This is a genomic window from Paraburkholderia sp. SIMBA_054 (assembly GCF_046534875.1).
In the GTDB taxonomy this organism is placed as follows: domain Bacteria; phylum Pseudomonadota; class Gammaproteobacteria; order Burkholderiales; family Burkholderiaceae; genus Paraburkholderia; species Paraburkholderia hospita.
This window is the reverse complement of the sequence record NZ_JAWRXV010000035.1, coordinates 15,316-34,259: the sequence shown is the minus strand read 5'-3', so window position 1 is coordinate 34,259 and position 18,944 is coordinate 15,316. Positions and strand designations below refer to the sequence as shown.

Sequence of the window (18,944 nt, the reverse complement as noted above, 5' to 3'; positions counted from 1 at the left end):
TCCCTCACAACTCAAAATCCTGCTCGTCAGCGTCGCGCCCATTTCGCGCCCGAGACGCTGCATTTGCAGAACTCAGCGATGGCTGCCCGATTACTGAGGCGCTCCGCAGCGCGCGTCAACTGCCATTTCTTGATGACGGCAACGAAAGACATTGGATGCCGACGCTTCACGGAGCGGAGCTCAGCCATTCACCAAGCGATATCGAAATCGGCCACTACCAAATATATTGGACTGTAGACTCAATCGAAAGATACGACGTGAGTCGGTGTTTGTTAAAACCTCTATTAGGGCTGCAAACACTATTACGCCTTTCCGACGGAAGTGGACGAACGCGCGGGCCGATGTGCCTGCCACACGCTCGACGTTGCCAGCCCGTCGGCCTCCGCTTCGCGGCATTCGTTTGCCCGCTTGCTAAGCGCACACGAAGTTGCTGCGTTTCTTTTATTAGCCCACGCTTCAGTCGAGGTGGCTACTGCGAGCCCTGACATTGCCGCGCTGGAAAGCTGTGAATTGGTAAAAGTATTCGCGTCTGGCCAAAGTAGCCGTTTCGTACTCACGGCGCGTGGTCATGCACTGCTTCGAAGATTGAAGACGTGAGTGTCCGCCCGATTACCGCGACAGGCTTACCACGTGAAAAAACTTTCATGGATTTGGTAGCGTCCCCACATGCGATTTCGCATACGCTTGGTCGTTCTGCTTTGACCAACGGAAAATATCACAATGAAAATCGCTCACCACGCTGCTCGATCCACAATGCAACCCGTCATCAGTATAAAGAACCTCGCCTTTTTGCTGATTTGGGCCGGTGCTGCTTATCCGATCATCTCCGAAGCGAAGATCGATCAAAATACTGATTTCCGACGGGCAGACAATCGTGCAGGCAGTATCGCCAGTTCAACGCACCTTGGCAAACCAATTAATGAGCAAAAGCATCAGGCATCTGATAGGCACGAAAAATTACGGTCTGAATGAACTTTAGGCGTTGCCGACCGAAACGAACGAGACGGACGCGGCGTCCAAAGTGCCCGTAAGAGCCCAGGAAGCCAGGTCCATTCTTCGCAGGTGTCGCGCCGCTCGCTCGAGCGGCGCGCAATCTTAGAAACGGTGAATCATTGCGACGCGGTAGACCATTTGATTCTGACTGGTCGAAATGCCGGCGGCAGCAGGATTCTGGGCGAAGTCGAAATCGGTGCCGGTATGCGCGCTCATGACATGCTGGTACGTGCCTTGTGCGTAGATCGACGTGCTCTTGCTCAGATCATAATTGAGGGTAAGTCCGACCTGATGCCACTTTGGCGTGTATGAACCGGTTGTTGCGTGCAGGTGAGCGATCGTGAACGTATACGCCGCTCCGAGCCAGAGATCGGGTCGGAAGAAATACTGATCGTTGACCTCGAAGTTATCAAACTTCCAGGCGTTCCATGTGCCCCCAGCGGGTCCCGCCTGCGACGTGAAGTACGCATTGAAGGTCGGATCGTACACGTCAACATGCGAATACGCGAGCCCGACCAGCGTGTTGGTAAAGCGGTAGGTCGCGGCCACGCCGATGTCCTGCTGCGAGGAGCCTTCGAACAGCACGTCGGTCGCCACTGCACCAGCTGAGGTCGCGCCCGCGTTGTTCAGCTTCAGATACGACGCGGCTGCGGTTAGCCCGCCGTTCTGGTAGTTCAACGTCGCGCCCCATACCCTGTTGTTGGAGAACCCACCGGGCTGGTTGCTGAAGCCGTACATCGCTTCCGCGGTCAGGCCGCGATAGGTAGGGCTCACATACTTGACCGCGTTATTTACGCGGAAGTCCCAGTCCGTGTTGTCGTTGTCGAATGGATGGGCGTTGACGTCGCCACCGTAGTTGCCGGGTGCAGTCAGTGCGCCAAAGCCGTAATCGTCCACGCTCGTGTCGTATTGACGTCCGAAGGTCACCGTGCCGTATTGATCGGACGACAGTCCGACATACGCCTGGCGGCCGAACAAGCGGCTGCCCTGGCCGGACTGGCCGCTGTTCACGTCGAACCCGCTTTCCAGCTTGAAGATCGCCTTATAACCACCACCGAGATCTTCTGTGCCTTTGAGGCCCCAGCGGCTACCGTATGTATCACCGCTTTTCATTTGCCACGCGCTATGGTCGTTTGCGTTGCTGGTGTAGTTTAGTCCTTCGTCGATGACCCCGTAGAGCGACACGCTCGACTGCGCGTGTGCCCCGCCGGAAAACACCAGCAACGAGGCCATAGCCGACCAGGCCAGTTTCATCTTTTTCATCTGCATGTTCCTGAAGAAATTTGCGTGTGCGGAAACAGTCCGAATGCGTATGAGCGCATGCCACGTGACGATCAAGGTCCTCGCTTTCGTGGCTTGAAGGACGGGCAAAGTTTAGTCAGCAACAATTCGTGACTGTCTGCATGAAATGAAATTGATGCTTTCGACAATCGGAATAAAGCGATGGAGCCTTTGCGCAAGCGCGAGAGCGCGCTGCCCCATAGTGTTAACGGGCGGCGATTCGTTGCATTTGACTGACGCGAGCTTGACCGTCGATTTTTATCTGGTCTTCGAAATTAAAAAACACTTCATAAACGTGGAATCGGGGATTCACTGTAGCTGGGGGATGATGCCGACATCGTTGAATCACCTTTGCACTGTCATGAACCAACTTCAAGCAATGCGTGTTTTCGCGCGGGTCGTCGAACTTTCGAGCTTCAACGTGGCGGCCCGGCAACTGGGCATTTCGCCGGCGGCGGCGACGCGCAGCATCGGTATGCTCGAAGCGCACCTGAACACGCGGCTGCTCAACCGCACCACACGCACGCTGTCATTAACGGAAGCGGGGAGAGCATATCTCATCGGTTGCCGCACGATCATCGAGCAGCTCGATGAAATGGAAACGAATCTCGTGCAGTCAACGCGCGAACTACGCGGCACACTGCGTGTTGCGAGCGTCACGACCTTTGCGCAGACCGGACTTGCGCCGCTGCTCGCGAGGTACCGCGCGCTGCACGAAGGGGTGTCGTTCGATGTGACGCCCTTCGACGTGCATATCGACATGGTAGAAGGCGGCTTCGACGTCTGTTTCTCCGACGATCCGACGTCGTTCGGCTCGACGCTCGTATGCAGGCCGCTGTTTCGCGTCCCTCGGGTGCTGGTTGCATCGCCAACTTATCTGTCGACACACGACAGGCCGCGTTCGCCTTCGAGCCTTGCGCGGCACACGCTGCTATGTCGCTCTGACAACGGCGCGCGCTACTGGGAATTCGTTGATCGGAAGGGGGCGCATCGCGTCACCGTTTCCGGTGCGGTGAGGTCACCTAGCTACGCGATGTTGAAAGCAGCCGCACTGCACGACATGGGAATCGCGTTACTGCCGCGCCCGCTGGTGGAACCCGAAATGCAGCGTGGTGGGCTCATACAGGTGCTGAAAGAATTCGATGTAAGTGGGAGTGCGCGTCATCTGAGCATCCTGTATTCGTCGCCCGGACAGTCATCGCTGAAAGTACGAAGCTTCGTGGATTTTGCAGTGACCCAGTATCGGACTTCCGACCAGCCGGCTGCGCTGAGGGCGGTTGCGTGAGTGTCGAGGATAGTCGAGAAACATGCCGCGAATCCTGACAATCGAAGACGACAGGCTGATTGCAAACGACATCGCCTATATGATGCAATCGCGAGGATTCTCGGTCGACATTGCGAACACGGGCCGCGAAGGCATGGCGAAGGTGATGGTCGGCGAGTATGACGTTGTCACGCTGGACCGGGTGCTGCCAGACCTGGACGGACTCACCATTCTCGCGACGATGCGCGGCATCGGCGTGGATACGCCCGTCCTCGTAATGAGCGCGCTGTCCAGCGTCGACGACCGCATCAAAGGGCTGCGCGCAGGTGGCGACGACTATCTGGTCAAGCCGTTCTCGCCAGAGGAAATGTCCGCCCGCATCGAGGTGCTGTTGCGCCGCCGGCCGCGCACTGCAAAGCAGGAGGCCATCTTGCGCTTCCGGTCGCTGGAACTCGATCTGGTGCGCCGCAAGGTCTCGCGCCACGAGCGCGAACTCACGCTTAAACCGACCGAATTCCGTGTTCTTGAGTTCATGTTGCGTCACCCCGGTCAGGTGCTCACGCGCACGATGATCTTTGAAGCAGTATGGGGTTGCCGCTTTGATCCCGGTACAAACCTCATCGACGTACACGTCGGGCGGCTGCGCAAGAAAGTCGAACTGCCAGGCGAGCCGCCCCTCATACGCACAATACGCGGCGCCGGCTATCTGCTCGGCTAGTCTCGGTCGGCATTGCTCTTTTCAGTGCTGTGGAGGTTGCTTTGCTTGCGTTGCAACCTCGAGCTTTTGCGCCCTGTCGCCCTGCGCAGGGTGTCGATAGGCGAATCGCTGAATTTTTTTTCATATTTTAGGTAGCACGATGTTAGCGTCCACTGTCCAGAATGATCCCATTGCAAAGACGCGCGATTCCGCAGGCGCGCCCCGATCCTTGTCTGTGATGTTCATCGCGCTTTCCTGAACGGAGCCATTCCGATGTTGAAACTTGTCAGGCTGGCGTTGACGCGGCCCTATACCTTTATCGTGCTGGCCATGCTCATCCTGCTGCTGGGCTCGCTGTCCGCATTGCGCACACCGACGGATATCTTTCCGGATATCCGCATTCCGGTGATCAGTGTCGTATGGAATTACAACGGGCTCGAGCCGGACGATATGGCGGGCCGCATCGTCACATACTACGAACGCACGCTGGGCACGACCGTCAACGATGTCGAACATATCGAGTCACAGTCGTTTACGGGCTATGGCATTGTCAAAATTTTCTTCCAGCCGACCGTCGATATTCGTACGGCGACTGCGCAGGTCACGTCGATCTCGCAAACGGTGCTCAAGCAGATGCCGCCCGGCACTACGCCGCCGCAGATCCTGAACTACAACGCGTCGACTGTGCCTGTCTTGCAGCTCGCATTGACAAGCGATACGCTCGATGAGCAGCAGATCGCCGACTATGCGACTAACGCCATCCGCCCCCAACTGCTGAGCGTGCCGGGCGTTGCGATTCCCACACCGTATGGCGGCAAGACGCGCGAGGTGCAAATCGACCTTGACCCGCAAGCGTTGCAGGCTAGGAAACTGTCGGCCGAAGATGTCGCGACGGCGCTCGCGCAGCAGAACCAGATCATTCCGGCCGGTACGCAAAAAATCGGCCCGTTCCAGTACAACATCAAACTGAACAACAGTCCGCTGGCGTTGCAGGCGTTGAACGATCTGCCCGTGAAGGTTGTCGACGGTGCGACGATCTATATCCGCGATGTCGCGCATGTGCGTGATGGCTATCCGCCGCAGACCAATGTGGTGCGCGTGGACGGGCGTCGTGCGGTGCTGATGAGCATTCTGAAGAATGGTTCAGCGTCGACGCTCGACATCATCGCAGGGGTCAAGGCCAAGCTGCCGCGGGTCGAAGCTACATTGCCCCCCACGCTCAAACTCGTGACGATGGGCGACCAGTCGACGTTCGTCAAGGGCGCGGTCAGCGGTGTTGCGCGCGAAGGCATCATCGCGGCCGCGCTGACGTCGGCGATGATCCTGTTGTTCCTGGGCAGTTGGCGCTCGACGCTCATCATCGCGGCATCCATCCCGCTTGCCGTGCTGGCCGCCATCGCTGCGCTGTCAGCAATGGGCGAAACGTTGAATGTGATGACGCTCGGCGGCCTTGCGCTAGCAGTCGGTATTCTTGTCGATGACGCGACCGTAACGATTGAGAACATTAACTGGCACCTCGAACAGGGCAAGGACGTGAAGCGCGCGATTATCGAAGGCGCGCAGCAGATTGTCATGCCCGCGCTCGTCTCGTTGCTGTGTATCTGCATCGTGTTTGTGCCTATGCTGCTGCTCAATGGCATCGCGCGTTTCCTGTTCGTGCCGATGGCCGAGGCCGTCATCTTCGCAATGGTCTCCTCCTTTATTCTGTCGCGTACTTTCGTGCCGATGATGGCGCAGTACCTGCTCAAGCCACATGCGTCGGGTGGCCATGCGAGCGGCGAACTGGCCGCCGTCATGAACCCGCACGGCAACACGCCGTCGCGAAATCCGCTCGTGCATTTCCAGCGAGGCTTTGAGCATCGTTTCGAGCGCATTCGGGCCGGCTATCGCGTCCTGCTCGGACTTGCACTCACACATCGCAAGCGCTTTGTCGGCGGCTTTCTGCTCGTGGTCGGTGCGTCGTTTCTTCTTGCCCCGTGGCTTGGACGAAACTTCTTTCCGGATATCGATGCGGGCGAGATAGCGCTGCATGTCCGCGCACCGATCGGTACACGCATTGAAAATACGGCTAGCCTTTTCGATCACGTCGAGAACACCGTGCGTCAGGTTATTCCGCCGGCACAGCTTGCGAGCGTGGTCGACAACATAGGCTTGCCGGTTAGCGGCATCAACCTGACCTACAACAATAGCGGCACGATCGGTCCGCAGGACGGCGATATCATGATCTCGCTGAAAGCGGACCACGCGCCGACGGCGGACTATGTGCGCAAGCTTAGGGAAGTGCTGCCGCACGCGTTTCCGGGCACCACGTTCTCGTTCTTGCCTGCCGATATCGTGAGCCAGATCCTCAACTTCGGTGCGCCTGCTCCTGTCGATCTTCAGGTTGCCGGGCCGAACCGGGCAGGCAACGAGCGCTATGCGAGCGAACTCCTGCGCCAGATGAGGATGATCCCCGGCATTGCCGATACGCGGATTCAACAGGCGACGACCTATCCGCAGTTCACGATATCGGTGAACCGCTCACATGCAGGTCAACTCGGCATCACGGAAGCGGATGTGACCAACTCGGTGGTCGCAACGCTGGCGGGGACGAGTCAGGTTGCGCCCACCTATTGGCTCAACCCGAAGAACGGCGTGTCGTATCCGATCGTCGCGCAGGCGCCCGAGTACCGGATGTCGTCGCTATCGAGTCTCCAGAATCTGCCAGTGACGAATCCGGGCGGCCACTCGCAACTGCTCGGCGGCGTGGCGAGCATTACCCGCGGCGTGGGCAACGCGGTCGTCTCACACTACAACATCGAGCCTCTCTTCGACATCTATGCAACCACGCAGGGCCGCGATCTCGGTGCAGTCGCCAGGGACATCGACGATATCGTGAGCGCGACATCGAAGGACGTGCCGAAGGGTTCGACGGTCACGCTTCGCGGCCAGGTGCAGACGATGGACAGCGCATTTACGGGACTGTCGCTGGGCCTCGTTGGCGCCATTGTGCTGATCTATCTGCTGATCGTCGTCAACTTTCATTCGTGGGGCGACGCGTTCGTGATCGTTTCTGCATTGCCGGCGGCACTGGCGGGCATCGTGTGGATGCTCTTCACCACCCATACGCCGCTCTCGGTGCCTGCGTTGACAGGCGCGATCCTGTGCATGGGCGTGGCGACCGCCAACAGCGTGCTGGTGGTCAGCTTTGCGCGCGAACGGCTCGCTGTCACGAACGACGCATTCCGTGCCGCGATGGAAGCCGGCTTCACGCGCTTTCGCCCCGTGTTGATGACGGCGCTCGCGATGATCATCGGTATGGCGCCGATGGCGCTCGGCATGGGCGACGGCGGCGAGCAGAATGCGCCGCTGGGCCGCGCGGTGATCGGTGGCCTGATATGCGCGACCTGCGCGACGCTATTTTTCGTCCCTGTCGTGTTCAGTCTCGTGCATCGGCGCGACGCTGCGCGGCAATACCCTGATTCGAGCCCATCGCCCGACGGCTCGCCAGACAATTTTTCTTCCGAACCTGGAGTTGTTCATGTCCACTGAGATCGACATCAACGCGCCGAGACGGCTGCGACATATGAAGCTCGCTGGAATCGTCGCACTGCTCATCGCAGCAGGCATCGTAACGAACGGCGTCTGGAGCCGCGTGCATGCTAAGCGGCAACTGACGGAATGGTCCGCCGCGCAGGCAATCCCGACCGTTGTTGTCAACATGCCGTCGCATGACAGTGCCGTGCAGGCGCTCACCTTGCCAGGCCGATTGTCCGCATTCGTCAACGCGCCGATTTACGCACGCGTTTCAGGCTACCTGCGTGCGTGGCACGTCGACATCGGCACGCATGTGAAGGCGGGCCAGGTGCTGGCCGAAATCGATACGCCCGATCTCGACCAGCAGCTCGCGCAGGCTCGCGCAGACCTGCGCAATTCGCAGGCGAACGAAACGCTCGCCGCGTCGACGGCCCGGCGCTGGACCCAGATGCTGCAGCAAGATTCGGTATCGCAGCAGGAGGCGGACGAGAAGACAAGCGATCTGGCAGCCAAACAGGCAATCGTTTCTGCAAGCGAAGCGAACGTGGGGCGGCTCGAAGCCCTCGAATCGTTCAAGCGCATTACAGCGCCCTTTGACGGCATCGTCACCGCGCGCAAGACCGATGTGGGCGCGCTGATCAACGCAGGGAGCGGCAACGGACCGGAACTGTTCGCCGTATCGGATGCGCACCGGCTGCGTGTCTATGTCAGCGTGCCGCAAAACGAAGCCGCCGCGATCAAGGCGGGGCTGACCGCGACGCTGACCGTTCCCGAGCGGCCGGGCGTACAGTTTGGCGCGAAGCTCGTCGATACGGACGATGCCATCACGCCGGCGTCCGGCACGCTGCTCGTGCAGCTCGAAGTGGATAATCCGAACGGTCTGCTGATCCCGGGCGAGTACACCGAAGTGCATTTCGACCTCCCCACGGACAGCCACGCAATGACGATTCCAGCGAGCGCGCTGATGTTCCGTGAAGATGGCCTGCGAGTCGCGATCGTCGGAGGGGATAACCGCGCGGTGCTCAAGCCTGTTACGATCGCGACCGATCTCGGTACGAAGGTCGTGATCGCTTCGGGCTTGAACGCAACCGACCGTGTGATCGACAATCCGCCCGATTCGCTTGCGTCGGGCGATGCGGTCCGGCTTGGGTCGCCGTCCGCCGCGGGGACGGGCGCGCTCGCTCAACAGGGCAACGCGGAGCGCGGTCATGGTTAAGCGTCGGCTATGCGCCGCTCTCGCGGGTGTGGCGCTGATCAGCGGCTGCTCGTTTGCGCCGCCGTACCAGGTTCCGCCGTCGGCCGTCCCGACGGCGTTCAAGGAAAGCGGGCCGTGGCAGCAGGCTCAACCGGCCGATCAGGTGCCGCACGGTGCGTGGTGGCAGGTCTACCGCGATCCCGTGCTCGACGCTCTGGAAATGAAGGTCGCCGCCGCTAACCCGGACGTATCCGCCGCGGTTGCGCGCCATGACGAAGCCGTGGCGTATCTGGATCAGGCGCGCTCGGGGCTGTTTCCGACGGTTGGTGCGTACGCGCAGGTGTCGCGCTCGCGCCAATCGGACAACCGTCCACTGCGAGGGGTCAACCAGCCGGCGGTCTACAACTCCGCTACGCTTGACGTCGGCATCAGCTACGACCTCGATCTGTGGGGAAGGGTGCGCAACCAGGTCGCGGCGGGGACCGCAGCAGCGCAGGCGAGTGAGGACGACCTCGAATCGTTGCGGCTCAGTCTGCAGGCAAGCCTCGCCGATGCCTACTTCAATCTGCGCGGGCTCGACGAGCAGCAACAACTGCTAACCGATACGATCCACACGTACAAGCGGGCGCTGACGTTGACGCAAAGCCGCCATGCTGGAGGCATTGCGTCGGACCTCGATGTCTCGCGCGCGCAGACCCAGTTGGAGTCGGCGCGAGCTTCTGCCGAGGATGTATCGGCGCGTCGTGCGCTGTATGAGCATGCAATCGCGACACTGACTGGCACATCTGCTTCGCGGTTTGCGTTTGCTCCCGTGAACGGCGACAGCTACCTGCCGTCGATTCCGACGGGACTGCCTTCGGCCCTGCTGCAGCGTCGCCCCGACATTGCGGCGGCCGAGCGCCGGGTTGCACAGGCCAATGCACAGATCGGCGTGGCGAAAGCGGCGTTTTTCCCGGACATTTCATTGGGCCTTGACGGCGGATACCAGAGCGATACGCTATCGCCGTGGCTCGCGGCGCCAAACGAAATGTGGTCGATTGGCCCGAGTCTGTTGATGACGCTGTTCGATGGCGGTCGCCGCGAGGCGATGACTCGCGAGGCGCGCGCAAAGCTCGCGGAGAACGGCGAGAAATACAAGGCCACTGTCCTGCAAGCGTTCCAGCAGGTAGAAGATAATCTCGCGCAACTGCACTACCTCGGCAATGAAGCGGCAAGACAAGACAACGCGCTAGCCGCAGCGCGGCGCACCCTCAATCTGTCGATGTCGCGGTATCGCGACGGAGTGGTCAGCTACCTCGACGTGGTCACCGCGCAGACAACGGAACTGCAAAGTCAGACGGCTGTGCTGATGCTGCGTACGCGCCGACTGATCGCATCCGTCGGTCTGATCGAGGCGCTGGGTGGTGGATGGTCTCCGAGCGCGTCTCAGGCGCCAACTGCGCCCGTCGTGCTGACCTCGACGCCTTGGCAACAGACAGTGAAACCTGTCAGGACGAACTGAAACCGACGCGGCGCCAGTGCATAGCGGCACGCATCGCGGGCGATTGTCTGCGATGCGTGCCGCAAGCGTTTGATTCATGCTGCCGCAAGTCAACGGCAGCAACCCCTATTAAAAACGATGCCGCAGTCCAAGGGCGACAACGGTCTGAGAGTCGGACGAAGAGGGACTCAGGTTATAAACCTGTGCGCTGAATACGCCGCCGCCGCCGGAGATGCGCTGATAGACGCCCTGGAGATATATGTCCGTGCGGCGCGACAGTTGATAATCAGCCTGGGCCACCACCTGGTGCCAGTGCGGATCGAGATTTCCGGTTGTATGCGTCAGTTGCGCCACCGTATAGGTGTAGGACGCGCCCAGGCTCAGTGCGGGCGTGACGAAATAGCGGCCGTTGACCTCGAAATTATCGAACTTCACGTTGGATGCCGGCGTGCCGAACGTCACATTCGGGCCGGATGGCCAGATGGCGGTGACGTCGTCGGTGGATGAATGCGTCCACGACACGCCGACAGCGGCGTTGGTGAACGCGTACTTGGCTGCAATACCGTAGATCTGCTGGCGGCTGCCCGTGGTCAGCTGATCCTTGTCCGTCGCACTGACGGCGCCGGCTCCGCCCGCGCCCATGCCAGGATTGTTCACCTGCAGGTACGCGGCCGCGACGCTGACGGGGCCGTGCGTATAGCTGACACCCGCGCTGTACGCGCTGTCGTTGGCAAAGGCGCCGGCCTGGTTGGAGAACGCATACATGGCGCCCGCCTTGAAGCCGTTGAACGATACGCTACCGAATTTGACCGCATTGTTCAGGCGCATGTCGTTCGCGAGATTGTCGTTCTCGTACGGATGCGCCGCGAAATTGCCGCCGAACCCTTGCCCCACTGCCGTTAACGGTGCGATGTAATCGACGACGAAATCGTATTGCCGGCCGAATGTCAACGTGCCATACGGATTGCTCAGGCCGACATAGGCTTGCCGGCCGAACAGGTCACCACCGTTCTTGAAGCCGCCGCTGTTGACGTCAAAACCATTCTCCAGCCAGAACACGGCAGACAGGCCGCCGCCCAGGTCTTCCTTGCCGCGCAGACCCCAGCGCGAAGTCGAAAGGGTGCCGTTGTTGATCTGGTAATTGCTCGAACCCTTCTGGTTGCTCGAGTAGACCATGCTGTCATCGATAAGCCCAAACAGCGTCACGCTGCTTTGCGCGTGGGCAGCGGCGCTGGCAAATGCCATCGCTCCAGCAAGGGCCAGATTCCGGTATTTCATCAATCAATTCTCCGTTATAAAGTTGGTGGCGCTCTTTAAAGCGAGTGCCGTTATTCCTGTCAGCGCGTGGTGTGCAACACCTGATGCCAGATCACGTGTTTGCCAACGAGAGAGAGGCTTGGGTAACGCTTGCAAGGGGAGTCAGTGGGACCTTCAGCAAGTGATCCCGCAGACAGCGCGGGCAGCGCGACTATAGGTGATACCCGTTTACCGAAGAATGACGAATACAGTTGATTAAATAAAACTTCGTTCATTCTCGTGATACGAATGCGCTACATCGACCGCAACCGTTTAAGATTTCCGCGTACATGAATATCTTTTCATCGTTTCAAGATCGATCCGCTAGTGGCGGCTGTTTATGCTTGTCGTCAACCGGTTCATTAATAGCTCAATGCTTGAGGAATCGGTCAGGTCTATTTGAATACGTTGAGGATATCGAAAATGAATCGGATGACTATCGCTATTGTTCTTGCTGGAACGCTCATGTCCGCGGCAACCGCTTTTGCACAGTCGGCCCCGTCGAATTCGACGGCTAACGCACAGCCGGCCAACCAGGTGGCGCAGGTGGGGACCAGTGCGATGTCGCCCGCGTCTACGTCCGGGGGATTGGCCGGGCCGTACGGTCAGCCCGTAGCGGGTAAGACACGTGCGCAGGTCTATCAGGAACTTGTACACGCCGAGCAGGACGGGCAACTCGCGTATCTGAACTCAACTGTCTACGCTCACCCGTGAACTCGCAGCCAAGTTCGATCGGCAGCGGCGTCGGTGCGCATGAGCGGATGCCGTCCCTTGACCTTGCTTCACCGGACAGGACCAGTTGATTACGCGATGAGAGCTTGCAAATTCATGAAAACCCGTGCTGCCTGGCTGCTGGGCGCGGTCGCGCTCGGAGTGCTGTTGTCAGGTTGTGCAACGACTCATACGAGTGCGGCCAATCAGTGCGTGGGGCCGCCCAGCTACTGCAACGTTTATTTTGGATCGTGAACAGCGCGCTTCCCATAGCCGGGAAGCGCGCTTTGTCCGATGAAGGAAAATTAAGGCAATGCTGACTAAGACCACCGTTCATGGCTGTCAGGCGTTATGGCTACGCTGATCAAGTCACTCAATTACAGTTCGACCAGTACTTCAATGGTTATTTCGTCGTGAAAGCGAATTTCATTTAGTACTTTTAGCCATTGCAGACTCTACATACGGAAAGCGCGGTTGGCGTTCTTCGCGAGTCCGCGATAGTGCCCTTTGTATAGCCCCACAACCGCTTCGCGACGGCAAACATGTGCTTCGTTCGCCGCCGTAACCACCGCACTGGGCCCGGCCGCTCTGACTACCTACTCCGACGTGCAACTTCGTGCCGAAATGCCACTGTTTTCCCTTAGAGGCCAGTTCAAAAAACCCTGAGGGGGCTGTTTACTTTCTCGGCAAGCTGTTAACCTTGGATGTCTGAACAACGGAATCCAAGGGATGGAAGCGCCGATCATTGATGACGAATTTTGGACACTGATCGAACCGTTACTGCCGCCGCCCAAGCCCCGGCGCAAAGAGCATCCTGGTCGCCCACGCGTATCGGATCGGGCGGCGTTGAATGGCATCCTGTTCGTGTTGAACACCGGTCTGCGATGGAACCACCTGCCGACCGTATTGGGCTTTGGCTCCGGCGCGACCTGCTGGCGACGACTGAACGACTGGCGCAAAGCAGGGGTATGGGATCGACTGCACGAACTGCTGCTCGACAAGTTGCGCGAGGCCGGGCAGATCGATCTTTCATACGTCGCAGTCGATTCCTCGTCGGTACGAGCCGTTGGGGCGGGCGAAAAACTGGCCCGAACCCCACGGATCGCTCGCGACCCGGTTCCAAGCACCACATCCTCGTAGACGCCAATGGCGTTCCCATCAGCGCCATCCTGACCGGCGCGAACCGCAACGACGTCACCCAGTTGCTGCCGCTCGTCGACGCGATTGCGCCGATCCGTGGCGCGCGCGGCCGACCACTTCAGAGACCCAAGGTCATCTATGCCGATCGTGGCTACGATTCCGATCCGCATCGTCAACGATTGCGCGAACGCGGCATCAAACCGGTGATCGCAAGGCGCCGCACTGAACATGGCAGTGGTCTGGGCAAATTCCGTTGGGTCGTTGAACGGACTCACTCGTGGCTCCACAACTTCCGTCGTCTGCGCATACGCTTCGATCGTCGAGCTGACATTCACGAAGCATTCTTGAAATTCGGCTGCGCCCTCGTCTGCTGGAACATCTTCAGGCGTACGGAGCAGCATTTTTGAACTGGCCTCTTAATTTAAGTGTCTGGTGCATTTCAGGGTCCGGCACCTTCTGCCATTCTTTGTCGGGCTTGGTGCCGAGATCAACGTTGCGTCCACGACGGTGCCGCTGTTGAGCTTCATTCCGCTGGCCTGCAATACGCGGCCAACTTCTGCGGACAGCTTTTCGCCCAGTTTGTTCTCCTCGATCAGGCGTCGGAATTTGCGCAGGTTGTCGTGTCGGGCACGGCTTCTCATCCCAGATCAATGCCTACAAAGCGACGCAGGCTCGTACTGTCATACAACGCATCATCGTAGACAAAGTCCGCAAGTTGAACCAGTGCCGGGTGAAGTGAATCCGCAACATGCGCTCCAGGCCAATCGGCGGACGCCCATTGCCGCGTTTTGGATAAACGGCTCGACCACCGCGCACATACGACGTGTCGAGAAACACTCGCGCCGCGTACGTTTGCGTCGCGTCTCAAATCCCGCACCTTGATCTGCTGTCATCGCGAGTGTTTGCTGCTTCGTCGTTTCTTGTCGTTCCCGTTGCACGTGCGCTTTAACGCTTGAAGCACGCGGATGGTGGACTTGGGCGGTGTTAGAAACCTGGAGTCAACCCTGGTACCCCGGAGGTATGAGAAGAGAAAAACGCATACGTACCGGACAGACGTGTCAGACGAAGAATGAAGCTTCGTGGCCGCGTATCTGACGTTGATGGATGAGAGCGTACCCTAGCGCAAATACGAGTTGCGCGAGATGTTCGATGCGTTGCCCTGGATGGCTCCCGCGGGGCCGCGCGGAGAATGCTGCCGACGAACTTTCCGCCGTGGGAGCTCGTGTACCAGCAGACGCAACGATGGCTGGCGGCAGGCTGTTTCGAGAGCATGGTGATTGATCTTCGTTCGATCAACCATGTGGCGCAGGGGCGGCAGGAGTCCAGCGCGGCGATCCTTTTTGGCCGTATGTTGCAATCGACATGCGGAAGCGGTCCGCGCGCGGGCTATGACGGCTACAAACGCAAGCGCGGTAGCAAGGTGCACGTCGCCATATTCACACTGGTTCAGTTGCTCGCCGTACACGTGACACCGGCCATCATGAGCAGGAGCGCGCGCAGGTGGCAGAGCTTGCGCGCCAGGTGCATCAGGCAACGGGGCCAAAGATCCCGCGCAGGCCGCACGCGATCAGGACATCGATCTCCGGGTGATCAAGCTGGATGAAGCGAAAAAGGGCTTCCTGCTATTGCCGCGACGACTGGCGCAGCTTCGGATAGCTTAACTTAACCGCCTTCGACGCCTGGCACATGACCACGAATGCTTGCCCCGAAACACTCGCTGGGCTTCATTTTGTCGTCTTCGCCATACTTATGCTCATTCATGCAATCCCTGCATTTCGATGTTCCTAACACGGTCTAATCAGCGTAGCCTCAAGTGGCGCGCCACGGTGATCTGATAGCCATACCGGCTGACGGTATCGATGTGGACGTTCGAGGCATGCTGCGCGAGTTTGCGTCGCAACCTCGATACGACAAGGTTGACGCTCGTGGGATCGACGTCTTCATGTTCGGGCCACGCGTAGCGGATCAGCTGATTGCGCGCGACGGGCACATTTGGTTGGCGCAGCATGCACTCGAGCAGCATGTATTCCCGACGCGTCACATCGAGGCGCTGTTCGCCGCAGACCAGTTCACGCGTGGCCGAATCCAGCGCGAGGGTTGTACCGGACGTTGCGTCCACATGGGCGGCTGAAGGGATCGCGCGGCAGAGTGCGTGCAATCGTTCATGCATTTCGATAAACGATAGCGGATGACAGAAGCAGGCGTCGGCGCCTGCGCGAAGCACTCGGGTCCTGTCGTTAGCGCGGGCATCCGTTCCCAGGGTAATGATTATCGGCGCGCCGCGCGCCGCGCGCGTGAGCTTCGGCAGCGCATCGAGCAGACCGCGATGCGGCGCGGCTTCCGAGGACATGACGATCACTGCGTCGAAGATCTCCTGGCCGGCAAGAAAGATCCCGTCGCGCAGTTCGTCGACACGCTGAAGACTGTGCGCGCTCTCATGCAGAGCCTTGAACAGCCAGGCGGACTCTGGATGCGATCCGGAAATTAACAGCACACGCATAGGCTTGGGTAGAGCATTTAGTGGAATGAAACAATCAGGCGAGCGTCCTGGTCCAGCATTCGATCGACACGCACGTACCGGGATTTGCGTTGCGAATGTGCATTGCAAAGTCGTGTACGTTGACGACCGCGGACACGATGCTCAGTCCGAGGCCAGAGCCCGCCAGGTGACGCGTTTGTTCACCGCGATAAAAACGTTGCAGGACGGCGTCCCTTTCATCATCGGGAATGCCCGGGCCATTGTCGATAACGTCGATCTGCGGCCCTGATGCAGTGTGGATGAGCTGGAGCCTTACCGTGCCGCCATCAGGTGTGAACTTGATCGCATTGTCCAGCAGATTGCTCAGCGCCTCGAACATGAGCGCACGATCGGCATGCGTGGGGCCGACAGGCGCAGTTTTTACGACGAATCCAATGGACCTGCTTTCGGCAAGCGGCTCGAACAGTTCACCAACTTCCTGCACCAGCGTATCGAGTTGCATTTCGCCGAAGCCGCCGCGCCGTTGCAGTGTGCCGATTTCGGAAATGCGCAGCATCGCGCGAAAGCGCTCCAGCAGGGCGTCCGTTTCACGGCGCGCCTTGTCGATCAATTGTTCAAGCGCTTCGTCTTGCACGCTGTGAGTGCGCTCGTCGATTCGTATCAACAAAGTGCGCACACGCGCAAGCGGTGTGCGCAGGTCATGCGCGATGCCATCGCACGCGCCTTTCACCTCGTTCATCAGCCGCTCGACTTCGGCGAGCATGTGGTTGACAAGATGCGCGAGCATGTCGATCTCATCGCGCCCGCCGATAGGCAGACGTTGTCCAAGATCGCCTTGTGCGATCCGTTGCGTCACGCGCCGGACAGCCTTAAGCCGCCTGACCTGTTTGACGCTCAGGGCAAACGCACCTAGCACGCCCGCGGTCATGCACAGGATGCCGCCGGCAATCAGCGCGTTGATGATCGTGTGGCGCATGCGCAAGATGCTCGTGAGGTCGCGCGCCACTACGAGTGTCTCGCCGTTGGCGCGGCGCTCGGCCATCGCGCGCACCATGGGACTGGAGTCGCTACCCGACGCATCCAGTCTCAATGTGAGCGTCACGCCGTCGCGACTCACGGGGACGGATTGCGGGCGCACGAGTATGTCGCCAGCGAGCGTTCGGCCGTCCGCGGCGAACAACCCGTAGTAGTTCGGATGCATGCGCTCATGCTCGCTGCGCCGACGAACTGCTTCGGCCAGTTCGCTGACTGGAAAGGAGTCGAAATAGATCAACTGCCAGTGCAGCACGGCATCGATGTCACGCTCCATCGCAGAAGTGACCGCGCGGCCAACCAGACCGAGCAGCAGCATTACCAGGATGGAAAAGATCACCGCGTAGATCGTGAGCAGGCGAACGATGCTGGAATGCCAGCGGCCGCCGATCGCCGGCTGGGCGGAGGAAGAAACGTCCGTCAAAGTCTCGCTATCCTAACAGGTAACCCGATCCCCGCACCGTCTGAATCATCAGTTTAACGCCCGGCGGGTCGATTTTCTTGCGCAGGCGGCCCATATGGACGTCGATGAGGTTCGTGCCGGGATCGAAATGGTACCCCCACACCGCTTCGAACAGCATAGTCCGTGTAATCGTCTGACCAGCGTGGCGCATCATGTATTCGAGCACGCGATATTCCGTAGGCAGCAGCGGAATCTCTTCGCCGTCGCGTTTGACGGTGCGTGCGATCAGATCGAGTTCGAGAGGTCCGACTGTCAGCGTCGGTTCCGATTGTGGCGGCCGCGCCTGCCGGCGACGCAGCAGTACCTCGATGCGCGCGGTCATTTCATCGGGGTCAAAAGGCTTCGTCAGATAGTCGTCGCCGCCGGCGCGCAAGCCGCGAATGCGTTCGTCGACGTCGCCGAGCGCACTCAGCATCAGCACGGGCGTTTGAACCCCGATGCTGCGCATGGTCGTGAGTATGGTGAGGCCGTCAACCCCGGGCAGCATCCGGTCCAACGTAATCACGTCGTAGTCTTCACTGAACGCGCGCGCCATCCCTTCACGGCCGTTGGCAACCCAATCGACGGCGAAGCCACGCTCTTTAAGCTCACCGACAATTTCTTTAGCGGTGATTTCGTCATCTTCGATAGTCAGCACGCGCGACATTGGTCGTTCCGTACGCCGCAGCGACCCGGCCAGGGTGGACGCGTGACGCGGCAGGTTAGCGAGGAGGTTACATGATGCCATACTCAGATTTATCGGTCCCCACTCGAAGCATGGCCAGAGGCCTTTTAATGCTGAAGCCAGGGTGGAGTTGGGACCATGATAAAAGCTTAACGGAACCGTCATCTCGATCGGATATCAGTTTCATGAAAATTATTTTAATTTTCATGAGTCGCTGCCGCGTGGGCGTTCCCGCGCGAGCGCTAGGTTAGATGCGAATGGCCGTACGCAGCGCGCCTGCTGTAGACGCGACTAATTTGGCATGCAATGCTCTGCTTCGAGGGCGGCGAGGTGCTGCGTCAAAGTGTCGCGCAGCTTCTGCAGGCTGTGCGTGGGCAATGCGAAGGCTGACCACCCTAGTCCGCTATGCCGAAGCATCACTACAGCGCCGTCATACAACGGATGCTTTTCGGAGTGCCAGCATGGGTCCATCTCGAGCACGTATTGCTGCGCGCGAGAGGGCACTTTCTGCACTTCGGGCTGCATCCCGGCGCGAATGTAGCTCAAATGCTGGATCAGTGCATCGATGTCTTCAGCGCCGAGCAATGCCACGGCATCATCGATCGCAATTCGGACCGCCTGTTCTCCATACTCGTCGATGACTTCGACGCTCATTGGGCGCTGCATCGTGGGCTCCTCGAACGTTAGGACAAGAAGATTATGGACTGCACGATCCGTCGCATTCTGAAATAGC

At 59.4% G+C, this 18,944-nt stretch carries 14 protein-coding genes and 3 pseudogenes; 9 read left to right on the top strand and 8 right to left on the bottom strand.

All coding sequences use genetic code 11. The features are described 5' to 3' along the window. Positions 1 to 720 precede the first annotated feature (720 nt). On the top strand, positions 721 to 972 hold the full coding sequence (locus SB822_RS34065; RefSeq protein ID WP_410856623.1) for a hypothetical protein: 252 nt from the start codon (positions 721 to 723) through the stop codon (positions 970 to 972). Between the two features lie 123 nt (positions 973 to 1,095). Here SB822_RS34065 and SB822_RS34060 read toward each other — a convergent pair whose 3' ends face one another. Beyond that, positions 1,096 to 2,247, bottom strand: coding sequence for a porin (locus SB822_RS34060; RefSeq protein WP_410856681.1), 1,152 nt, complete (start codon positions 2,245 to 2,247; stop codon positions 1,096 to 1,098). 388 nt (positions 2,248 to 2,635) lie between these two features. Here SB822_RS34060 and SB822_RS34055 point away from each other — a divergent pair, with 388 nt between their 5' ends. From SB822_RS34055 to SB822_RS34035, 5 genes are all read left to right on the top strand, one after another. Continuing rightward, on the top strand, positions 2,636 to 3,559 hold the full coding sequence (locus SB822_RS34055) for a LysR family transcriptional regulator (protein ID WP_410856622.1): 924 nt from the start codon (positions 2,636 to 2,638) through the stop codon (positions 3,557 to 3,559). Between the two features lie 22 nt (positions 3,560 to 3,581). Continuing rightward, on the top strand, positions 3,582 to 4,256 hold the full coding sequence (locus SB822_RS34050) for a response regulator transcription factor (protein WP_410856621.1): 675 nt from the start codon (positions 3,582 to 3,584) through the stop codon (positions 4,254 to 4,256). A 252-nt stretch (positions 4,257 to 4,508) separates the two neighbouring features. Continuing rightward, positions 4,509 to 7,766, top strand: coding sequence for an efflux RND transporter permease subunit (locus SB822_RS34045; RefSeq protein ID WP_410856620.1), 3,258 nt, complete (start codon positions 4,509 to 4,511; stop codon positions 7,764 to 7,766). After that, complete coding sequence (locus tag SB822_RS34040) at positions 7,756 to 8,967, top strand: efflux RND transporter periplasmic adaptor subunit (protein WP_410856619.1); 1,212 nt, start codon at positions 7,756 to 7,758, stop codon at positions 8,965 to 8,967. Before SB822_RS34045 ends, SB822_RS34040 begins: the two co-directional genes overlap by 11 nt. After that, positions 8,960 to 10,447, top strand: coding sequence for an efflux transporter outer membrane subunit (locus SB822_RS34035; RefSeq protein ID WP_410856618.1), 1,488 nt, complete (start codon positions 8,960 to 8,962; stop codon positions 10,445 to 10,447). The genes SB822_RS34040 and SB822_RS34035 overlap by 8 nt, the downstream gene beginning before the upstream one ends. A 108-nt stretch (positions 10,448 to 10,555) precedes the next feature. Here SB822_RS34035 and SB822_RS34030 read toward each other — a convergent pair whose 3' ends face one another. Then, a complete protein-coding gene (locus SB822_RS34030) occupies positions 10,556 to 11,704 on the bottom strand; it encodes a porin (protein WP_410856617.1) in 1,149 nt (382 codons plus the stop codon). A 441-nt stretch (positions 11,705 to 12,145) separates the two neighbouring features. Here SB822_RS34030 and SB822_RS34025 point away from each other — a divergent pair, with 441 nt between their 5' ends. Next, complete coding sequence (locus tag SB822_RS34025; protein ID WP_410856616.1) at positions 12,146 to 12,436, top strand: DUF4148 domain-containing protein; 291 nt, start codon at positions 12,146 to 12,148, stop codon at positions 12,434 to 12,436. Positions 12,437 to 12,984: 548 nt separating this feature from the next. On the opposite strand, the pseudogene SB822_RS34020 reads toward SB822_RS34025, so the two are convergent. Next, positions 12,985 to 13,075 (bottom strand): annotated as a pseudogene (locus SB822_RS34020) (IS5/IS1182 family transposase); the annotation flags it as partial. Between the two features lie 87 nt (positions 13,076 to 13,162). On the opposite strand from SB822_RS34020, the gene SB822_RS34015 reads away from it, so the two are divergent. After that, positions 13,163 to 13,980 (top strand): IS5 family transposase gene (locus SB822_RS34015; RefSeq protein WP_410856615.1). Its coding sequence is split into 2 segments (ribosomal slippage): positions 13,163 to 13,511 and positions 13,511 to 13,980, totalling 819 coding nucleotides; the frame shifts between segments, so codons are not numbered across the junction. Between the two features lie 13 nt (positions 13,981 to 13,993). Here the strand turns inward: SB822_RS34015 and SB822_RS34010 are convergent. Then, a pseudogene (locus SB822_RS34010) lies at positions 13,994 to 14,466 on the bottom strand (transposase); the annotation flags it as partial. Between the two features lie 207 nt (positions 14,467 to 14,673). Between SB822_RS34010 and SB822_RS34005 the strand changes: the two are divergent. Beyond that, positions 14,674 to 15,361: pseudogene (locus tag SB822_RS34005) on the top strand (transposase). A 10-nt stretch (positions 15,362 to 15,371) separates the two neighbouring features. Here SB822_RS34005 and SB822_RS34000 read toward each other — a convergent pair. The 4 genes from SB822_RS34000 to SB822_RS33985 all read right to left on the bottom strand — a co-directional run bounded on the left by SB822_RS34000 (position 15,372) and on the right by SB822_RS33985 (position 18,877). After that, positions 15,372 to 16,073, bottom strand: a complete 702-nt coding sequence (locus tag SB822_RS34000; RefSeq protein WP_410856614.1) for a winged-helix domain-containing protein — start codon at positions 16,071 to 16,073, stop codon at positions 15,372 to 15,374. A 34-nt stretch (positions 16,074 to 16,107) separates the two neighbouring features. Further along, positions 16,108 to 17,403, bottom strand: coding sequence for a sensor histidine kinase (locus tag SB822_RS33995; protein ID WP_410856680.1), 1,296 nt, complete (start codon positions 17,401 to 17,403; stop codon positions 16,108 to 16,110). A 112-nt stretch (positions 17,404 to 17,515) separates the two neighbouring features. Further along, positions 17,516 to 18,193: a response regulator transcription factor gene (locus SB822_RS33990; RefSeq protein WP_410856613.1), complete on the bottom strand. Its 678-nt coding sequence runs from the start codon at positions 18,191 to 18,193 to the stop codon at positions 17,516 to 17,518. A 309-nt stretch (positions 18,194 to 18,502) separates the two neighbouring features. Beyond that, positions 18,503 to 18,877 (bottom strand): hypothetical protein, encoded by a 375-nt coding sequence (locus tag SB822_RS33985; RefSeq protein ID WP_410856612.1) that lies wholly within the window; start codon positions 18,875 to 18,877, stop codon positions 18,503 to 18,505. Between the last annotated feature and the right edge of the window lie 67 nt (positions 18,878 to 18,944).

What these genes read in the sequence shown, in the direction of transcription:
- SB822_RS34040 (WP_410856619.1), top strand. Translation starts at nt 7,756, where the DNA reads ATGTCCACTGAGATCGACATCAACGCGCCGAGACGGCTGCGACATATG.
- SB822_RS34055 (WP_410856622.1), top strand. Translation starts at nt 2,636, where the DNA reads ATGAACCAACTTCAAGCAATGCGTGTTTTCGCGCGGGTCGTCGAACTT.
- SB822_RS34050 (WP_410856621.1), top strand. Translation starts at nt 3,582, where the DNA reads ATGCCGCGAATCCTGACAATCGAAGACGACAGGCTGATTGCAAACGAC.
- SB822_RS34045 (WP_410856620.1), top strand. Translation starts at nt 4,509, where the DNA reads ATGTTGAAACTTGTCAGGCTGGCGTTGACGCGGCCCTATACCTTTATC.
- SB822_RS34000 (WP_410856614.1), bottom strand. Translation starts at nt 16,073, where the DNA reads ATGCGTGTGCTGTTAATTTCCGGATCGCATCCAGAGTCCGCCTGGCTG.
- SB822_RS34030 (WP_410856617.1), bottom strand. Translation starts at nt 11,704, where the DNA reads ATGAAATACCGGAATCTGGCCCTTGCTGGAGCGATGGCATTTGCCAGC.
- SB822_RS34025 (WP_410856616.1), top strand. Translation starts at nt 12,146, where the DNA reads ATGAATCGGATGACTATCGCTATTGTTCTTGCTGGAACGCTCATGTCC.
- SB822_RS34065 (WP_410856623.1), top strand. Translation starts at nt 721, where the DNA reads ATGAAAATCGCTCACCACGCTGCTCGATCCACAATGCAACCCGTCATC.
- SB822_RS34035 (WP_410856618.1), top strand. Translation starts at nt 8,960, where the DNA reads ATGGTTAAGCGTCGGCTATGCGCCGCTCTCGCGGGTGTGGCGCTGATC.
- SB822_RS33990 (WP_410856613.1), bottom strand. Translation starts at nt 18,193, where the DNA reads ATGTCGCGCGTGCTGACTATCGAAGATGACGAAATCACCGCTAAAGAA.
- SB822_RS33995 (WP_410856680.1), bottom strand. Translation starts at nt 17,403, where the DNA reads ATGCTGCTGCTCGGTCTGGTTGGCCGCGCGGTCACTTCTGCGATGGAG.
- SB822_RS34060 (WP_410856681.1), bottom strand. Translation starts at nt 2,247, where the DNA reads ATGAAACTGGCCTGGTCGGCTATGGCCTCGTTGCTGGTGTTTTCCGGC.
- SB822_RS33985 (WP_410856612.1), bottom strand. Translation starts at nt 18,877, where the DNA reads ATGCAGCGCCCAATGAGCGTCGAAGTCATCGACGAGTATGGAGAACAG.